Annotated in this window: 19 protein-coding genes; 8 read left to right on the forward strand and 11 right to left on the reverse strand. The window is 57.6% G+C overall.

The window, feature by feature from the left end:
• Positions 1-116: 116 nt before the first annotated feature.
• From Q0O05_RS07855 to Q0O05_RS07870, 4 genes are read left to right on the forward strand one after another with little or no spacing between them, the layout of a single operon-like run.
• Positions 117-392 carry a DnaJ domain-containing protein gene (locus tag Q0O05_RS07855; RefSeq protein ID WP_293661895.1) on the forward strand — a complete coding sequence of 92 codons (276 nt, stop codon included), beginning with the start codon at positions 117-119 and terminating at the stop codon, positions 390-392.
• Positions 393-404: 12 nt separating this feature from the next.
• Positions 405-959: a hypothetical protein gene (locus tag Q0O05_RS07860; RefSeq protein WP_293661859.1), complete on the forward strand. Its 555-nt coding sequence runs from the start codon at positions 405-407 to the stop codon at positions 957-959.
• Positions 960-988: 29 nt separating this feature from the next.
• Positions 989-1738, forward strand: coding sequence for a hypothetical protein (locus Q0O05_RS07865; protein WP_293661861.1), 750 nt, complete (start codon positions 989-991; stop codon positions 1736-1738).
• Between the two features lie 16 nt (positions 1739-1754).
• A complete protein-coding gene (locus Q0O05_RS07870; protein ID WP_293661863.1) occupies positions 1755-2972 on the forward strand; it encodes a hypothetical protein in 1218 nt (405 codons plus the stop codon).
• Between the two features lie 18 nt (positions 2973-2990).
• Here Q0O05_RS07870 and Q0O05_RS07875 read toward each other — a convergent pair whose 3' ends face one another.
• The 9 genes from Q0O05_RS07875 to Q0O05_RS07915 form a co-directional block, all read right to left on the reverse strand.
• The gene (locus Q0O05_RS07875; protein WP_293661865.1) at positions 2991-3326 is read right to left on the reverse strand and encodes an L-rhamnose mutarotase; all 336 of its coding nucleotides are present in this window, start codon (positions 3324-3326) and stop codon (positions 2991-2993) included.
• 8 nt (positions 3327-3334) lie between these two features.
• Positions 3335-4111 carry an SDR family oxidoreductase gene (locus tag Q0O05_RS07880; RefSeq protein ID WP_293661867.1) on the reverse strand — a complete coding sequence of 259 codons (777 nt, stop codon included), beginning with the start codon at positions 4109-4111 and terminating at the stop codon, positions 3335-3337.
• A gap of 25 nt (positions 4112-4136) precedes the next feature.
• A complete protein-coding gene (locus Q0O05_RS07885) occupies positions 4137-5021 on the reverse strand; it encodes an amidohydrolase family protein (protein WP_293661869.1) in 885 nt (294 codons plus the stop codon).
• Positions 5018-6310, reverse strand: a complete 1293-nt coding sequence (locus tag Q0O05_RS07890; protein ID WP_293661871.1) for an L-fuconate dehydratase — start codon at positions 6308-6310, stop codon at positions 5018-5020. The genes Q0O05_RS07885 and Q0O05_RS07890 overlap by 4 nt, the downstream gene beginning before the upstream one ends.
• 1 nt (position 6311) lies before the next feature.
• The gene (locus Q0O05_RS07895) at positions 6312-7166 is read right to left on the reverse strand and encodes a fumarylacetoacetate hydrolase family protein (protein ID WP_293661873.1); all 855 of its coding nucleotides are present in this window, start codon (positions 7164-7166) and stop codon (positions 6312-6314) included.
• 128 nt (positions 7167-7294) lie between these two features.
• Positions 7295-8239 carry an ABC transporter substrate-binding protein gene (locus Q0O05_RS07900; protein ID WP_293661875.1) on the reverse strand — a complete coding sequence of 315 codons (945 nt, stop codon included), beginning with the start codon at positions 8237-8239 and terminating at the stop codon, positions 7295-7297.
• Positions 8240-8329: 90 nt separating this feature from the next.
• The gene (locus Q0O05_RS07905) at positions 8330-9328 is read right to left on the reverse strand and encodes an ABC transporter permease (protein ID WP_293661877.1); all 999 of its coding nucleotides are present in this window, start codon (positions 9326-9328) and stop codon (positions 8330-8332) included.
• Positions 9329-9375: 47 nt separating this feature from the next.
• Positions 9376-10902 carry a sugar ABC transporter ATP-binding protein gene (locus tag Q0O05_RS07910; RefSeq protein WP_293661879.1) on the reverse strand — a complete coding sequence of 509 codons (1527 nt, stop codon included), beginning with the start codon at positions 10900-10902 and terminating at the stop codon, positions 9376-9378.
• A gap of 12 nt (positions 10903-10914) precedes the next feature.
• Entirely contained in the window at positions 10915-11676 is a 762-nt protein-coding gene (locus Q0O05_RS07915) for an SDR family oxidoreductase (RefSeq protein ID WP_293661881.1), read from the reverse strand.
• Between the two features lie 191 nt (positions 11677-11867).
• Here Q0O05_RS07915 and Q0O05_RS07920 point away from each other — a divergent pair, with 191 nt between their 5' ends.
• Together Q0O05_RS07920 and Q0O05_RS07925 are read left to right on the forward strand one after the other, a co-directional pair.
• The gene (locus tag Q0O05_RS07920; protein WP_293661883.1) at positions 11868-12716 is read left to right on the forward strand and encodes an IclR family transcriptional regulator; all 849 of its coding nucleotides are present in this window, start codon (positions 11868-11870) and stop codon (positions 12714-12716) included.
• A 105-nt stretch (positions 12717-12821) separates the two neighbouring features.
• Positions 12822-13712 carry a chemotaxis protein gene (locus Q0O05_RS07925; protein WP_293661885.1) on the forward strand — a complete coding sequence of 297 codons (891 nt, stop codon included), beginning with the start codon at positions 12822-12824 and terminating at the stop codon, positions 13710-13712.
• A gap of 12 nt (positions 13713-13724) precedes the next feature.
• Here Q0O05_RS07925 and Q0O05_RS07930 read toward each other — a convergent pair whose 3' ends face one another.
• Together Q0O05_RS07930 and Q0O05_RS07935 are read right to left on the reverse strand one after the other, a co-directional pair.
• Positions 13725-14306, reverse strand: a complete 582-nt coding sequence (locus Q0O05_RS07930; RefSeq protein WP_293661887.1) for an MOSC domain-containing protein — start codon at positions 14304-14306, stop codon at positions 13725-13727.
• A gap of 18 nt (positions 14307-14324) precedes the next feature.
• Positions 14325-15395: a 3'-5' exonuclease gene (locus tag Q0O05_RS07935; RefSeq protein ID WP_293661889.1), complete on the reverse strand. Its 1071-nt coding sequence runs from the start codon at positions 15393-15395 to the stop codon at positions 14325-14327.
• A gap of 148 nt (positions 15396-15543) precedes the next feature.
• On the opposite strand from Q0O05_RS07935, the gene Q0O05_RS07940 reads away from it, so the two are divergent.
• Entirely contained in the window at positions 15544-16464 is a 921-nt protein-coding gene (locus tag Q0O05_RS07940; protein ID WP_293661891.1) for a CoA transferase, read from the forward strand.
• Positions 16465-16506: 42 nt separating this feature from the next.
• On the forward strand, positions 16507-17099 hold a 593-nt coding region (locus Q0O05_RS07945), incomplete at its 3' end, for an acyltransferase family protein (protein WP_293661893.1).

Genomic DNA, 17099 nt, shown 5'->3' on the forward strand with positions numbered 1-17099 from the left:
TTCAGAATGTTATGGGCCTGGTTCGAGGAGCCCAAAGAGGTCGCCCGGACTCTCCACCAAGCGACGTCCAACGAACACCGTTGTGAAGTGAAGATTGAGGCATGATCCCCTCTCGCATGAAAGACCACTACGCCAGTCTCGGACTGAACAGCGCCGCTACGCTGGCAGACATCAAAAAAGCCTTCCGCCAGAAGGCAGCGCTGTACCACCCCGACCGCAACCCCGACCCTCAAGCTCCGCAGTACTTCCGCGAAGTACAGGAAGCCTACGATGTGCTCTCGGACACCGACAAGCGCCAGGCTTACGACGACAATCGCCGCCGGGGCCTGCTTGATGATCCGACTGATACGGCGCGAGAGATCTGGGCCCATTACCTATCCCGTATTCTTTGACAGGGCACCACCATGAGTCTCTCCCCGTTTTTCTACCACTTGAGCAGTGCCTACCAGGCAGAGCTAGACGATCTCAGCTCCGATTCGGAAGGAAGCAACATACTCGCCAAAAAGTTAGCTGAGCGGCGCAAGGAACTTCACTTCCTTCTGAGCATGCTGGAACTCAGCCCCGAAATGGTCGCTGTGGTTTTTCACCAGGGCTTCCGGTTCAAAGGCGCTGCGGTGATGGAAGAGCTGATCCGTCAGGAGGCGGAGGACTTGCCCGAGTGGGACGCCTTGAGCCATGCGGTGGAGTTGATGCCATGGGCCCAAAGTTTGGCCCAGCAGGTGCTGCAGCAGCCGTCCGGCCCGTGGTTCATGACGGTGGCTGCCTCGCTGGAATACCTGCTCAACAAGCCCGACACCCGCCACGGCCACAACGAAGACAGTGAAGACGAAGAGGACAAAGACCGCGACGACATAGAGCGCGACCCGGAGGGAATGGATGAAGACGAGCGCCAGAGCCGCGTGAGCGAGGCAGAAGGCGCTGCATGGATGGTCGAACAAGGCTTTGACGCCAAAGAATAAGGCCACGCGCGAACGTAAAGGACCACGGCATGAACCAAATTGCACTCATTGAAAAAACCCAGGCGCTGATTGCAGCTGGAGACATCGTCGGCGCCGAATCGGTGCTGACTGAGTTGGCCGACAACGAGGGCGACGGCGCCTTGATGGTGGTGCTCGAGCAACTACCGCCCAAGGATATTCTGGCGGTCATACGTGAATACGACGACTCAAAGGAATCCATCGTCAACCTGCTGATCACGCCCCAACAATTTGCCCATGCTGTCGTCATCGAAAAACAATACAAAGACCTGACACGCACGCACCTGCGCGGCATGATGAACTCGGTGATATTCCGGGAAGACGCTGACGCTATCGAATTTCTGACCGCCATCGGTGATCTGGAGGGCGGCAGTGAAGCTTTGGCCGACTACTTCACAGAAAAGTGGAGCCGCGTAGAGGCTTTTGCCCGCAGCGGCAACTTCGATGCAGTGGAGGACGATGGCGAAATTTTGTCTGAGCAGGCGCTATATCAATCTGCTTATGTACGCCCCCGGGTGGATCTGGACGAGGTAGCCGACCAGGACTGGATGCAAATGGCGTGGCTACTACGCCATGAGCTTCCTGACCTATTCATCGAAATGCTGATCGTGCTGCGCGCCAAAGCGCGGGCCTTTGATCTGGGGCTGGACGAAGAAGAAATGCCTGACGAAGAAGACGACGGCAAAGTCGAAACCGGAGATACTGACCGCGGCCAAGCCACGCCTGCGGCACGCGACGACGACGAAGAATCTGCCATCTAACCTTAGCGCACACGCCATGTCTGCTGCACCGCAAGCTGTTTCCCTTTTTGATGACCGCCCTTTCTTTGAAAAGGCATTGGCACACGGTGTACGCCACGGCCTGATCGGCCAGGACAAGCTGGATGCTATTTGTGCAGATGCACCCAAAGGCATGGTACAGATTGCCCGGTACTTCGGTACCGAGTTTTTGCGGCCGGAGCTGGAACTGGCCAAAGACCGCATCGTCAATCTGGTGAGCCTGCACCTGGCACACACCTCACAGGGTGACCTTCAAAAAGCGGCGGAGATCCTGCGCGACAACAGCTTCCTGTCCCGCTCCAAAGCGGGCTCAGACATGCTTAAGGCACTGATTACCATGCCTCAGACCACGCATTTCGGCATGAATGAGCGCAGCGGTTTCCGCGATGAACACATTCCCTTGCTTGCCAGATGGAGCCTGCGGCCCCTCTCCGACTATCAGGCAGAGCTGAACAGCCGCAGCCATGCGACGGCAGTGGTCGAAGCTGCCATTTGGATGGCTGCCCACTTGGGAATGGAGCTGGAAGAACTGGAAGAAGCCGGCAAGGATGCTGAAGCCGTAATCCGGACCGCTTTGCTTGCTATAGCCTGCAAGCGCAGCACATTGCCGGACTGGGTGACATTTGAAAAAATGATTCTTGCCTTGCGCAAGCGTTACCAGACCAAACCCGGCAAGCTTCCCCTGACTTTGCCAGAAGACCTGCCGGTCGAATGGGTTCCCCTGGTGGAGTCCGTACGGGATTCTGTCTGGGAAGACTCTGCGAAGTGGCTTGAGTCTGCAGCCTCTGCTCGTAAGCTGTTTGACCAAACACCCGCGTTCATCGGCCGTTATTTCTGGGTGGAAGACGCTATCAATGAAATAGAGCAATTTGACAGGTCCGTATCCAAGGCTTGGGCCAAAGCCACAGGCGGGAATGACGACGAAAGCTCACTACTCACTCTGTTCCTGTGCATGGCGGCCGGCAGTAGCGCCAAGACGGTATTGACCGAAAAGGCGGCGTCCACCTTGGTGAAAAAGATCCGCAAGACGGGCCTGCAACCCTCATTGCCGTTGAAGTTCATTCGGGATCAAGCGCCTCCAGAACATCTGGAGGACTATGCAAGCCTTTGGACTAACTTCATCGAAGAGGCGTCAGGCACTTTGACCAGTGACCATGACTACACGTTTCAGGATGCAGTGGCCTTGCTTCGCAGGGAATGCAACATCATTTCCTGAATCTGTACGGGCTACGGTTCAACGCAACTCAAACACTTTTTGCATCGGAACCCACTTCTGACCTGACGGCGTCCAAGGGGTTGGTGATTGGTAGGTCCACATCAGGGCTTCCCACCGCACAACAGCCTCGTTCTCCATGGAAGCCCTTGCCATCGTTGATTCAGAGTACACCTCTGGGTCTACGTCCATCACCATGAACATGCGTGTACCCAAACGGTAAATCTCCATCGCCAGGACACCTTGGGAAAACAAATGCTCGCGAACCTCCGGCCAGATCGATTCATGGGCCCGGATGTACTCCGCGATCAAAGTCTCGTTATCCACCAGATCCAGCGCCAGTGCGTATCGGGTCACGGGCGCATTCATAACAATGCCCGGTCCAAGTGTGTGTATCCGCCATCCACGAATACCCATTGTCCGGTTGTGTGGGACGAGACATCCGACAACAGGAATACACACATTCGCGCCATCTCCTCGGGGGTCGTCATGCGCTGACCCAAAGGAATTTTGGCGGTGATTGCGGCCAGCTTTTCGATCGGGTTTTCAAAACTATTGATCCAGCGTTCATAAAGGGGCGTCATCACTTCGGCCGGGATCAGGGCATTCACTCGTACGCCGTCATTCAGTAATGCTGCAGCCCACTCTCGCGTCAGCGACAGCTGGCCGCCTTTGGAAGCACAGTAGCCACTGGTGTTGCCTTGGCCGGTCAATGCTGTCTTTGAGGATACGTTAACGATGGCACCCCGACTAGCCTTCAAATGCGGAACGCAGAAGTGGGCCATAACGTAGTAGTGGATCAAATTCCGCTCCAGCGAAGCGACGAATTCATCACGTCCCGCTTCCAGGCCCACACTGTCATTGATACCCGCATTGTTGACGAGGCCGTCCAAGCGACCGAAACGCTCAATAACCTGTTCCACCCCACGGCCGCAGGCTGCTTCATCGGACAACTCCAGCTGGACAAACAGATAGTCACTTGCTACTGCTGTCAGTTGCGCCTCGAACTCGGGAGTAAGCGCAGTTTTTCCGAAGATGACCGGTTTGGCGCCCTCTTGCGCCAGAGTGAGCGAAACAGCAGCTCCAATCCCGCTCCCTCCACCGGTCACGATGAACACTTTGTCTTTGAGATGCAAATCCATGGTCGTCCTTCAGATTCGAAGCACATCAAGCTTCGGAATGCACATTCAGTCCGTAGCAACGAATGGCATTGCCAGACCAGAATGCTTCTTGCTCGGTCATGGTAAGCCGGGCTTTTGCCCACTTTTGCACCAAGCCGTGCACCGCTTCATAAGGTGCCGCCAGCTGACAGACAGGCCAGTCCGAACCGAACATCAATCGATGGGGCCCGAATGCCTCCAGCGCCTGGTCAAAACATGTCCACATGATTTTGCTATCGGACGGGCTGATGCCTTTGCCGGACTTCCAATCGGTCTCTGTGACCAGACCGGACAACTTGCAGACCACGTGCGGCAAAGTTGCGAGACTTCGGATGTTGCTCAACCACCGGGATGGCACCTCGGGGTTGGCCTGCCAATCCCGGATAGACGGTTTACCCAAATGATCCAACACTAACCAATGGCCATCGTGCTTCGCACAAAAGGAAGCCACTCCTGGCAACTGGTGATCAAACACCAACACGTCATAAACCAGACCCGCGCGCTGCACTGACCGCAAACCCTCCGCATTCCGCGGGTTGTGAAGCCAGGCAATGACATCCGCCTCATCCTGCAAAATGTGCCGTATTCCGCGCATGGCCGGATGTGCAGTCCATCGATCCAGATACGCTTCGAGATCCGGCGCTGCCAGATCAGCCCAACCCACTATGCCCAACACTTCAGGGTGGTTGTCCGCGACCTTGAGCAAGAAGTCCGTCTCTTCCACCAGAGTGCGTGCCTGCACCGCCACTACGCCATCTACGCCGCTAGCCCGCATCGCGTCTTCGCAATCAATGGGCATGCAGTCTTTTCGCAAATCTGGCATGGAGTCTTCGACCCACGGAAACTCCGCTGCCCGGTAGCGCCAATAGTGCTGGTGGGTGTCGATCTTCATACCGCAACCATACGGGGCTTGTGGGTGTATTCAAGAATTGATTCAGGTTTCATCTGAATGGAAAAACCAGGTGCAACAGGGGGCATGTACGCCGCGTTCTTGATGACACAAGGCTCAATGAAATGCTCATGCAAATGATCCACAAACTCAATCACACGCCCTTCCCGCGTGCCGGCGATGCAGAGGTAGTCAATCATCGAGAGGTGCTGCACGTACTCACACAAGCCCACACCTCCCGCATGAGGACACACCGGCAAGTTGTATTTGGCGGCCATTAACATGACCGCCAGAATTTCGTTCACGCCACCCAAGCGGCATGAATCGATTTGCACAACATCGATCGCACCGCGCATGATCAGTTGCTTAAAGATGATGCGGTTCTGGCACATCTCGCCCGTCGCCACCTTTACCGGGTGAACGCCTTCACGGATGACGCGATGCCCTTCAATGTCGTCCGGGCTGGTGGGCTCCTCAATGAACCAGGGCTTGGCGAAGGCCAGCTCGCGCACCCATTCCACTGCCTGATTCACCTCCCACACCTGGTTGGCATCAATCATCAAATGCCGCTCAGGCCCCAAGACCTCACGAGCGATACGTAGGCGCCGGATATCGTCCGCCTTGTCACGTCCGACTTTGAGCTTGATGTGGTTAAAGCCTGCATCGGTAGCTTCCTTGCACAAGCGGCGCAGTTTGTCATCGTCGTAGCCCAACCAGCCTGCTGATGTGGTGTAACACGGGTAGCCTTCGCGGCGAAGTGTCTCAATACGCTGTGCTTTGCCCGCCGCGCGCTCTTGCAACATTGCCAAAGCTTCTTCCGGCGTGATGCAATCCGTGATGTAACGGAAGTCAATCAGCTTCACCATCTCCTCAGGGCTCATTCGAGCCACCAGTTCCCATACCGGCACGCCCTCCAACTTGGCCCACAGATCCCACACGGCATTCACCACAGCGCCGGTGGCAAGGTGGATGGCGCCCTTGTCCGGGCCGATCCAGCGCAACTGGCTGTCGGAAGTGATGTAGCGCCAAAAACGCCCCATATCGTCGGCCACCCAATCCAGGTCCAGTCCAACTACCAGATGTCGCATAGCTTCGATCGCCGCACAGCAGATCTCGTTGCCGCGCCCGATGGTGAATGTCAATCCATGGCCCTCCACGCCTGCGCGGTCGGTTTCCAGGATGACATAGGCGGCCGAATAGTCCGGATCCGGGTTCATCGCATCCGAACCATCCAGATGTTGGGACGTGGGAAAGCGCACGTCCACGACGCGCATGCCGGTGACTTGGGTCATATCAGGCCTGTTTGGTTACTTGTGTTTGAGTTCCCAGGCCCTCAATGCCCAGGTGAATGGTCTGTCCTGCATGCAGGTAAACCGGAGGTTTTTGGCCCATGCCGACACCGGGTGGAGTTCCCGTGGAAATCACGTCGCCAGGCTGCAGACTCATGAAGCGGCTGAGGTAAGAAATTAGAAACTTCACGCCGTACACCATGGTGGACGTACTTCCGCTTTGATAACGCTTTCCATCCACATCCAGCCACATGGACAAGGCTTGCGGATCCGGCACTTCATCAGCTGTCACCAGCCAAGGGCCTGTGGGGCCAAAGGTATCGCAGCCCTTGCCTTTGTCCCAGGTTCCGCTGCGGTCGAGCTGGTATTCGCGTTCAGACACATCATTCACCACGCAATAGCCAGCCACATGGGACATCGCATCTGATTCGTCAATGTACCGGCCACCTTTGCCGATGACCACGCCGAGCTCGACTTCCCAATCCGTCTTCACGGAACCACGGGGAATCTCTACCGCATCATCGGGGCCGATGATGGCGCTGGTCCACTTGTTGAAGACAACAGGCTCCGGTGGAACCTGCATTCCACTTTCGGCCGCGTGGTCTGAATAATTCAAACCAATGCAGATGAATTTGCCCACGTTGCCTACACAGGCACCGAGGCGCAAATCTTTCTGGGGAAATCCATCTACCAAGGGCAGACTGTCTACAACAACGCCACGCAGACGGGCCAAGCTTTCCGGCAGCAAGGCGGCGCCGGCGACATCTGTAATGTGTGCGGAAAGATCGCGTACCCGGCCCAGGGCATCCAACACACCGGGCTTTTCCTGGCCTGGCAATCCGTAGCGTACTAGTTTCACAGTTCTTCCTTTTCAGTCAACAAAATTCATAGCACCCGCGGAAGTGTTTCTGCCGGCCCGCTGGGTGCGCCCCCCATCCCGCTGCATGCGAGAGAGGGGGGAGCGGCAAAGCCGCTCAGGGGGAGATTTCAGTCGTAAAGAACCGCCGCAATCTTGGCGTCCTTCATGTTGGTCTTGTCGTAGTAGTAGAAACCGGTGTCGATGATCTTGGGCAACTTCTCACCCTTGAGCGCCTTCACAGCAGCTTCCACCGTCTTGTAGCCGATGCCCACCGGGTTCTGGGTGATCGCGCCAGCAATGGTGCCGTCGTTAATCATGTCTTTCTGGGCCTTACCAGAGTCAAAACCGATGATGACCACACCACTCTTTTTGGCTTCTTTCAGACCCTTGCCGGCACCGATCGCAGAGCCTTCATTGGTACCGAAGATGCCCTTGAGTTTGGGGTAGGCCTGGGTCAAGGTCTTGGCAATTTCAGCCGACTTCAAATGGTCACCACCACCGTACTGAATGTCCACTACCTTGATCTTGGGATACTTGGATTTGATGCGGTCCACAAAACCATCGCGGCGACCCGTACCGGTCGTGCTGGTCTGGTCGTGTCCGATCACTGCCACTTCACCTTCGCCACCGATTTTTTCGGCCATCTTGTCAGCAGCCAACGCAGCAGCTGCTTTGCTGTCTGTTTGTGCCGTCGTCACCACGATGTCGCTATCAACGCCGGAGTCGAATGCAATGACCGGAATTTTTGCGGCCTGGGCCTTCTTCAGCAAGGGAATGGCAGCCTTGCTATCCAGTGCAGCAAAGCCGATAGCCTTGGGGTTCTTGGCCAAGGCAGCCGAAAGCATATCGATCTGCTTGTCCACTTGCTGCTCGGTTTCGGGGCCCTCAAAAGTTACCTTGACTTTGTAGTCTTTGGCAGCCTGGTCGGCACCTTGCTTCACGGCTTGCCAGAACTGGTGCTGGAAGCCTTTGGAGATCAAGGGAATATAGATTTCCTGTGCGGTAGCGAAGCTGGAAAAGCCTGCCAGTGCGAGGCCGGCAGTCAGAGCCAGCATTTGTCGTTTTGCATTCATGGTTTGTCTCCTGATGGATAGGTTTATTGCTTTCAACGGAATCACGAAAAACTCAAACAGGGTGGTGGCGTATGCGGCTGCCTGGTCTCCTTATTTCTTGTTGCGGCGCAGGTTGTCGGTATAGACCGCGAGAATGATGATGAGACCTGTCAACACCATCTGCCACTCCTGGGCGACCGACATGATGCGCAGACCATTGATAAGAACACTCATGATGAAAGCGCCGATGATGGTGCCCAGAATCGTGCCCACCCCGCCACTGAGCGAAGTGCCACCGATCACTACTGCGGCAATCGCGTCCAGCTCATAACCCTGCCCCAAAGCCGGTTGAGCAGAGTTCAACCGCGAGGCAATCAGCAATCCGGCGATGCCGCAAATACCACCTGCAAAGGTATAAATGATGACCTTCCAGCGGTCTACATTCACCCCCGACAAGCGCACTGCCTCTTCATTGCTGCCCAGTGCAAAGGTGTAACGGCCCAGCGCAGTTTTATTCAAGACCACCGCGCATACCACCGCCACGATGAACATGATCAGTACTCCGTTGGGAATGGGAAAGGACGGAATCAAATCCCCTATCAGCGAGCCCAAAGCAATCTGGTCAAAACCGTCTACATCGCTGAAATAGATCGGGCGGGTGTTGGTGATGATGAGCGATACGCCCTTGAGCAACATCATCATGCCCAGAGTGGCAATAAACGGCGGCACTTTAAGTTTGGTAATAGCCAGACCCGAGATTGCACCGCACACACAGCCCATTCCGATCGCCAGTGCGATGCCCAATGGCATGGGCAAACCGAGATTCACCATAAACACTCCGGCCATGACAGCACAAAAAGTCATCAGCACGCCCACCGACAAATCGATGCCCGAAGTGATGATGATGAAAGTGCTGGCGATCGCCAGAACTCCGATCACGGTCGTGGACTGCAAGATGCCGATGATGTTGTCCTGTGTCATGAAGGCGTCCGGCTTCAGGACGGTGAACACCAGGATCAAAGCGATTAAGCTGGCAAAGGCCAGCATCTTTTGCTTAGCCTGCCCCCCGCTCGCGCGGACTGGTTCTTTGGCATCTTTGTTCGCATTCATGTCGCTATACCGTCTGATTCAAGTTAATTCTTTGCCGATGTGGGCGTTCAGGCAGCCATGGTTTCGCGGCGCGTCGCGAGCTCCATCAGGCTTTCCTGGCTGGCGTCAACACCACACACCTCACCGGTAATCCGGCCTTCGCACATCACCAGAATGCGGTGGCTTAGCAGCAGCACCTCCGGCAACTCGCTGGAGATCACCACAATGGCCCGCCCTTGCGCGGCCAGATCGTTTAGCAGCTTGTAAATTTCGCTTTTGGCTCCCACATCGATTCCGCGCGTGGGCTCATCGAAAATCAGAACCTCGCAGTCCTGCACCAGCCACTTCGCAATCACCACTTTCTGCTGGTTACCGCCGGACAGCAGCTTGGACATCTGGTGGATGGAGGGCGTCTTGATACGCAGCTTTTCCACCATGGAGCGCGAGACTTCCGCGATTGCGCTTTTGTTCAGGAAAACACCCCATCGCAACCAGCGCGTGAGACTCGGCAAAGTGATGTTCGCAGCCACATCCATGCCAGTGGCGAGGCCGAAATGTTTGCGGTCCTCAGACAAATAGCCGATACCCGCATTGACGGCATCCTGCGGCGACCGCAATCGCACCGGTTTGCCGGCAACACGCACCTCGCCCGAATCCACAGGATCCGCCCCAAAAACTGCACGCGCCACTTCGGTCCGACCGGCTCCCATCAAACCGGCGAAGCCAAGAATCTCTCCCCGGCGCACACGAAAGCTCACATCCCTGATGGCACGACCGCGGTTGAGCCCCATCACCTCCAACAAGACCTCATTGGCAGACGTATCGGGTACGCGCTTGTCAGATTGCTCCAACTGGCGACCCACCATCATGGCAATCACCTGCGACATGGGTGTCTGGGCTGGCACGGTATCGATATAGCTGCCATCCCGCATGACGGTGATGCGATCTGCAATGCGCTGGATTTCATCCATCTTGTGGGAGATGTAGACGATGCCAACACCTTCACTCTTGAGCTGGCGGATGATGCGGAAAAGTTCTTCAATTTCCGCGTTGTTCAAAGCTGCCGTAGGCTCGTCCATGATCAGCACACGCGACTTGAAAGACAGTGCTTTGGCAATCTCCACCATCTGTTGCTTGGCCACAGTGAGGTCCGAGATGCGGGTTGACGGCTCCATTCGCAGGTTTAACCGGACAAAAAGTGCGCGAGTGTCCTCATTCAGCTTCTCTTCATTGAGCAACCAGCCCCCGGCCTTGCGCGGCTCTCGCCCCAAAAAGATATTTTGAGCAGCCGTCAAATGCGGCATCAGATGTAACTCCTGGTGGATGATGCCGATCGCCATCGACTGGGCGTGGGCTGGACTTTGAATGTCCACCGCCACGCCATTTACCAGCACTTCACCGCCATCCTTTTGGTAGACCCCAGCCAGGATCTTCATCAGGGTGGACTTGCCGGCACCGTTTTCGCCCATCAAGGCATGAACTTCACCCGCCGTTAGGTCGAAACGCACACGGTCCAGTGCCTTCACACCCGGGAAGGATTTGCTGAGATTGCGTACCTCAATCAAAGGTGGCGTCGGCATGGTCGGGTTGCTCATCTTTCAGCTACATCAGATCGTGACGCCGCCATCCACCAGCATCGTCTGCCCCGTTACGAAACGGGACTCTTCGCTTGCGAGGTAGACAACCATGGGCGCAATGTCTTCCACCACTGCCAATCGCCCCATCGGCTGGCGGGCGATGAAGTCTTTTTCTGCCTGCACCGGATCGGCCGCAGACGCAATGCGCCCCCGTAAAGAAGGCGTGTCCACCGTGCCTGGGCACAAGGCATTGGCGCGCAAACCCGCCTTTACATAGTCAGCCGCCAGTGATTTGGTCAAACCAATGACGGCCGCCTTGGTGGCTCCATACGCACAGCGGTTGGCAAAGCCTTTGATGCTTGAAGCCATGGAAGCCATGTTGATGACGGACACACTCCCCTGCTCTGCCGCGGCCTTGGCCAACATTCCGGGCAAGAAGGCGCGCGTCATGCGGAACATGCTCTTCACATTCAAGTCGAAGCTCAGGTCCCAGTCGGCTTCAGTGCAGTCCAGCACTGAGCCGTTGGCCACCATGCCGGCGCAGTTGAACAAGGCGTCCAATGCTGGCATGTTCGATGCCAAGTGACTCACCGCATCGTTGCTGCGTACATCCAGCACTTCTGTGCGGATGGACGTGTGTTCGGCTGCAAGGGTTTTGAGGAAAGCTGCGTTAATGTCTGTGGCAATGACGTGGGCACCCTCCCGTGCACAGGCCAGCGCGCTGGCGCGGCCTATGCCTTGTGCTGCTGCGGTGATCAACACCGTCTTGCCGTTCAACCTGCCTTCACCCATGGACTGCACCTCGTTTGCTTAAATTCAAATATGAATAAATAATTCACGGATGAAGAAAATATAGTACCTAAGTTAGAAAGCGCGCTCAGTACTTTCCCTAGATTTCCGGGGCCAATGAACGCACTCACCCTGTGCTCAAAATACAGCGGCAACATGAATTGACCGGAATGCCACAACCACAGAGACAAGCCATGTCAGACAAAGAACCCAAACCCCGTGGCCGACGCCCCAAAACCGAAGACATCGACGAATCCGGACTGCCGCCCGAAGACCGTTACCGAGCACCGGCGCTCGACAAGGGACTGGACATTCTGGAACTGTTGGCCAGCCAACCCCACGGTTTGACACGCACCGAAATCGTCAAAGAGATGGACCGCAGTGCCAGCGAGATCTATCGCATGCTGGAGCGTCTGGTAGCCCGCCAATACGTCATGCGCAATACCGCCGGCGACCGCTATGCGCTCAGCCTGAAGTTGTTTGCGCTGGCGAATATGCACCCGCCACTCAGTCGGCTCATCAACCAGGCATTGCCGGTCATGGATGAGTTCACCCGCAAAGCAGAGCAAAGCTGCCACATGGGTGTTTACGATCGAGGCAATGTGCTGATCAGCGCGCAGATCAGCAGCCCCAGTGGCTGGAGTTTCTCAGTACCACGGGGTGCGCGTGTGGGTCTGCTGGACACTGCCTCAGGCCATTTGCTACTTGCCTATGCAGACCCCGGAAGCTACCAGCGCATGCTGGCGGAACACACGCCCCTCGACGGTGAAGTCCCGATTTCCGAGTCCAAACTCGCTGCGACATTGAACGCCATCCGGGGGCAGGGATACCTGGAGAGGGACAGCGCGCAGTCCTTCGGCGTAGTCGATATCTCATTCCCCATCCTCGGGCCCGACAACACCGCACTGGCCACCCTTACTTGCCCGTATATACGGCGGATCGACCGTCACATCGGCCCGGAAATCGGAAAAGTCCGGCTGTACTTGCGGGAAGCTGCAAAAACCTTGTCTTTTATCCAGAGCACCGGGCACGGAAAAGGGTAAAGTGAAGAGGACTATCACCAGCGACCCAAAGGCCCGACCATGAGCAACCCACTCAATACCAAAGTAGCGCCAGGCAACACACATACCGCCTAGAGCAAGTTCCAATTGCTGCTTTTCAAACTGGGCGATGCAGAAGGCAGTGGTCGCAGTGAGCTATTCGGCATCAACGTGTTCAAGGTGCGTGAAATCGTGGTGGCCCCGGAGATCACCAGCATCGTCAATGCCCCGCCCCATGCAATGGGACTGGCCAATGTGCGTGGTCAGCTGATTCCGGTAATTGACCTTCCCTCGCTGGCTGGCTGCGTTCCGAAAACCAATTCAAAAATAGTGTTGGTGACTGAGTTCGCCCGCACAACGCAAGCTTTCTTGGTGGATGAGGTGGTGGAGATCATCCAACTCGACTGGAAGCACCTGCTTGCCGCTGACAACAACTGCTCCGGCCTGCTCAGTGGAGTGGTGCGTATCGACGGCGATGCGGCCGACTCACGTTTGGCCCAGGTGCTGGATGTAGAGCAGATCATCCGCAACGTGTTTCCCAACACCCAGCTGGACTCGGCCAACAGCAACATTCAGAAAATTAAACTGCCAGAGGGCACCAGCATCCTGTTTGCCGACGACTCGGCCATCGCCCGCATGCTGGTCGAAGAAAGCCTCAAAACCATGGGCGTAGCCTATGCAGCGGTAAAGAACGGCAAGGAAGCATGGGAGCGGCTGGGCCAGATCCACAGCGATGCCGTCAACCATGGCAAGCGCGCCAAAGACAAAGTGGCCCTGGTGCTGACCGACTTGGAGATGCCGGAGATGGATGGCTTCACTCTTACCCGCAGCATCAAGAATGACAGCCGCTTCGCGGGCATTCCGGTCATTGTGTATTCCTCGCTCACCGGCAGCGCCAGCGAAGGCCATGCCAGTGGTGTGGGGGCAGACGCGTATGTGGCCAAGTTCGAGCCGAACGAGCTGGCCAACGCGATCAGCACCACCCTGAGCCGCGGCTAAGCTCCCTGCGCACTAGCGCAGATGCTTGAACAATTTGGCCTTGAACAGCTCGGGGATACCCATCTGCCGCTGACCGGTTTGCACTGTGAAAGTCTCACCTGCTTCTACGGTGCCAGGCACATCCACCGCAAGGTAAAACCCGCAGCGCCCGCTCAGGGCCATGGCTTTCACTGCCGAGTTGAATCCCAACGCCGCATTGAACTTGAAACAGGGCTCCCGCGGCTGCACCACACGCAGGGCGCAGTTTTGAAACCTCAGCACATCGCCCACCCACACATCCTGCTCCAGCAGACCGGCCAGCGTGAGGTTTTCACCCATCGCGCCAAAAGGCAACTGATCATCGATGTCGGCCACCCCGGCCTCCCGGCGGGCCTGGCGCCAGAAGTCGTAGTGCTCTGACGGGTAGGCATACACGGCTTTATCCAGGCCACCGTGCACCGAAAGGTCGGCCTGCTCGTCGCCGGCCAAACCGAGCGCGAGCACCGGCACTGGCCCGCCCAGCGTCGTCTTGCGAATTGCTGTCAATATACTGCGCCCTTGGATCTGCACCTTGCGGGCAGTGCCAATTTGTACGCTGATGAGTTGGTGTTCCATCGTCAACTCTCAGTGCGCTTATAGCTGCTGATGGACCGTCTGGCCGCTGCGGCTGGAGTACTTGTTGAGCGAATCCATCGTCTCGATTTGCACCGCTGCATGACGACCACCATAGACCTGCTCGCGCAACCACTGCAGCTCGGCGCGCAATGCTGTCTCGTCACTCAGGCGAGTGGCCCACACACGCTGATCGGCATTCCAGCGGTAGTTGCGCGCCTTGAGAAGGTCTTTGGCCTCAAACGGGGAATTGGTCGCGCTCACACGGAAGACTGGCTTGCCTGCTGCCTGCAGCAAGGCAGACAACCCGGTACGCAAGGACTCAGGGGCCTCTGAATGCGTAGAAGGGAGCGGCGCCGTCAAGACGGCCAGCAGCGCGTGGCAGTCCATCTCGGCGCGGTGGGCGTCGTAGAACAGGCCCAGCTCCTGCGCCAGGCTCTCCAGTTTGGCCGAACCGCGGCCCATGCCCTTCCAGTCGAGATCGGCAAACGAACACGCCCACGGCAGGCCCGCAAAAGCGGGCAATCGACTTTCCACAAAGGGCCGGTCAAACGCGGCGTTGTGCGCAATCACCACATCCACCCCGTCCATCATGGCTGCCACACGGGCCTCATCCAGCTTTTTACCGGCCACATCCGCATCACGAATGCCGGTGATGGCCACCACCTCAGGGGGTATGGGCTTGCCAGGGTCTTCCAGTTCGTCGTACACCAACACCTGACCGACTGGCAAGCCGGTTGCCATGTCTACCTCCACCCGCAGCATTGCGAGCTCGATGATTTTTTCTTTGGCGGAATCCAGCCCGGTGGTCTCGGTATCGAGCACCAGAATTGTCTTGACCCCGCCCTTCGCTACACCCGGCCATTGCAGGCAAGGCTGCAAACGCCGCAGCACTTTGTAGTCCGGGTGGGCCTCCAGCGCTCTCGCCATCGCATCGGCATCCATGGGTGCAGCCGCTTGCGGTGCAACAGCTGCGACGTTTTTGCTACCCGCTTTGGCGCTGCGCTGCTTGCTTTTGGGCGGGTCGAGGTCGAGGGTTGGCAAGTCCGCCAAAAAGGCGAAACCGAGTTGGGGATGGGGGGCTTGGGTCACGGGGCACCTGCAAAAATCGGGGTTCCCGTTGCCGGGCCATGCGCCATTATTGCCACATATCATCGCCCTAAATCTTCACATTACCGCACCGCCGTACCTCGCCGCCCTCCCCGTACAACGAGCCGCATCCCCGGCCCTATTCCAGACCATGCCCCAAGCCGCCGCCAAGCCATTGAAAAGCGCCACACCTCAAGTGCTCAAGGGCACCCGCATCATCAGCCTGGCGCTCAACCTGCCGGGGCCTGCGGCCCTGATGCGCTGCCGCTCTATGGGCGCCACTTGCGTCAAACTCGAGCCACCGGCCCCGAGCACCCTTTCGCAAGGCGCCACCGGCGACCCGATGAGCCACTACAACCCACGTGCCTACCAAGAAATGCACAACGGGGTTCGCACCTTGGTGGCCGACCTCAAGACCGACAAGGGCCAGCGCACCCTCCACAAAGAGCTGGCGCGAGCGCATGTGTTGCTCACGTCCTTTCGGCCAAGCGCCCTGAGCAAGCTGGGATTGGGCTGGCCTACACTGCGGACCTTGTACCCCCAGCTGTCCATGGTCAGCATCGTGGGCTCGCGTGGCGAAAGGGCTGAAGAGCCCGGCCACGACCTCACCTACCTGGCCGAATGCGGCCTCGTGACCGGACTAGAACTCCCCGCCTCCCTGTTTGCCGACATGGCCGGCTCGCTCATGGCGAGTGAATCGGTCCTGCAAGCAAGATTGCACAGCCTCCAAAATGGCAAGGGCGTGCGCCTGGAGATTGCCCTGAACGCCGCTGCGGCGTATTTGGCCCTTCCGCGCGACTGGGGCCTCACTATTGCCGGCCAGCCCACCGGCGGCGGACATGCGGGCTATCGCATCTACCCCTGCAAAGACGGGCGCGTTGCCCTGGCCGCCCTGGAGCCCCATTTCGCCCGCGCGCTCGCGGAGGCTGCGGGTCTGACACAATCCAGCCCTGATGCGATGTTTTCCCCCGAGAACCACGCCGCCGTTGCCGCATTTGTGGCTGGCAAAACCCGCAAGCAGCTCAACGCACTTGCCACCTCCCGAGACATACCTCTTTACACGATGGCCTGATGGGCCAACGCCGCCCCCATGGGGCCTTCAATGTGATGTTTGATGACCGCTGACCGTTCGCCCGCCCCGCAGTTACAGCTGATTGATGTTCTCAAAGTGGTAGCGGCCCAATGCATCGTGTTCCACCACTTTTCCGCTTACGGGCCACTGTCAGAGGCCGCCTCGGCGGATTGGCCGGAGCTCTTTGAATGGTTGTATGACAAGGCGCGTATGGCGGTCCAAGTCTTCCTGGTCATTGCCGGCTTCCTGGCCGCCCGCAGCCTCACACTGAACCGTCACACCTTTGGCAGCATGACCGCCGGGCTGTGGCAGCGCTATCTGCGATTGGCTTTCCCATTCGTGGTGGCATTGCTCATCACCATGCTGTGTTCCGCCGTCGCAAGGCCGTTTCTGGATGCAGAAGTGGTGCCCACTGCACCCAGCGTGGCTGGATTTCTGGCTCACGCCAGTTTGCTGCACAGTATGTTGGATGTGGAGTCGATCTCGGCTGGCGTGTGGTACGTCGCAATTGACTTTCAGCTCTACGCTGCCTTGGCGCTGCTCTTGTGGGGCGGCCGCGGTAAGCCTTGGCTCAGCATGGGCCTGGTGGCGCTGTTGAGCGTGGCATCGATGGGCTGGTTTAACACCGACGCATC

This window comes from Rhodoferax sp. OV413 (assembly GCF_945881795.1).
Lineage (GTDB): Bacteria > Pseudomonadota > Gammaproteobacteria > Burkholderiales > Burkholderiaceae_C > Allorhodoferax.

Bases quoted from the DNA above. Each gene is read 5' to 3' on its own strand.
- Q0O05_RS07920 (WP_293661883.1), top strand. From the start codon at position 11,868: ATGTCAGACAAAGAACCCAAACCCCGTGGCCGACGCCCCAAAACCGAA.
- Q0O05_RS07880 (WP_293661867.1), bottom strand. From the start codon at position 4,111: ATGGATTTGCATCTCAAAGACAAAGTGTTCATCGTGACCGGTGGAGGG.
- Q0O05_RS07885 (WP_293661869.1), bottom strand. From the start codon at position 5,021: ATGAAGATCGACACCCACCAGCACTATTGGCGCTACCGGGCAGCGGAG.
- Q0O05_RS07910 (WP_293661879.1), bottom strand. From the start codon at position 10,902: ATGAGCAACCCGACCATGCCGACGCCACCTTTGATTGAGGTACGCAAT.
- Q0O05_RS07890 (WP_293661871.1), bottom strand. From the start codon at position 6,310: ATGACCCAAGTCACCGGCATGCGCGTCGTGGACGTGCGCTTTCCCACG.
- Q0O05_RS07905 (WP_293661877.1), bottom strand. From the start codon at position 9,328: ATGAATGCGAACAAAGATGCCAAAGAACCAGTCCGCGCGAGCGGGGGG.
- Q0O05_RS07860 (WP_293661859.1), top strand. From the start codon at position 405: ATGAGTCTCTCCCCGTTTTTCTACCACTTGAGCAGTGCCTACCAGGCA.
- Q0O05_RS07930 (WP_293661887.1), bottom strand. From the start codon at position 14,306: ATGGAACACCAACTCATCAGCGTACAAATTGGCACTGCCCGCAAGGTG.
- Q0O05_RS07855 (WP_293661895.1), top strand. From the start codon at position 117: ATGAAAGACCACTACGCCAGTCTCGGACTGAACAGCGCCGCTACGCTG.
- Q0O05_RS07865 (WP_293661861.1), top strand. From the start codon at position 989: ATGAACCAAATTGCACTCATTGAAAAAACCCAGGCGCTGATTGCAGCT.
- Q0O05_RS07915 (WP_293661881.1), bottom strand. From the start codon at position 11,676: ATGGGTGAAGGCAGGTTGAACGGCAAGACGGTGTTGATCACCGCAGCA.
- Q0O05_RS07900 (WP_293661875.1), bottom strand. From the start codon at position 8,239: ATGAATGCAAAACGACAAATGCTGGCTCTGACTGCCGGCCTCGCACTG.
- Q0O05_RS07870 (WP_293661863.1), top strand. From the start codon at position 1,755: ATGTCTGCTGCACCGCAAGCTGTTTCCCTTTTTGATGACCGCCCTTTC.
- Q0O05_RS07940 (WP_293661891.1), top strand. From the start codon at position 15,544: ATGCCCCAAGCCGCCGCCAAGCCATTGAAAAGCGCCACACCTCAAGTG.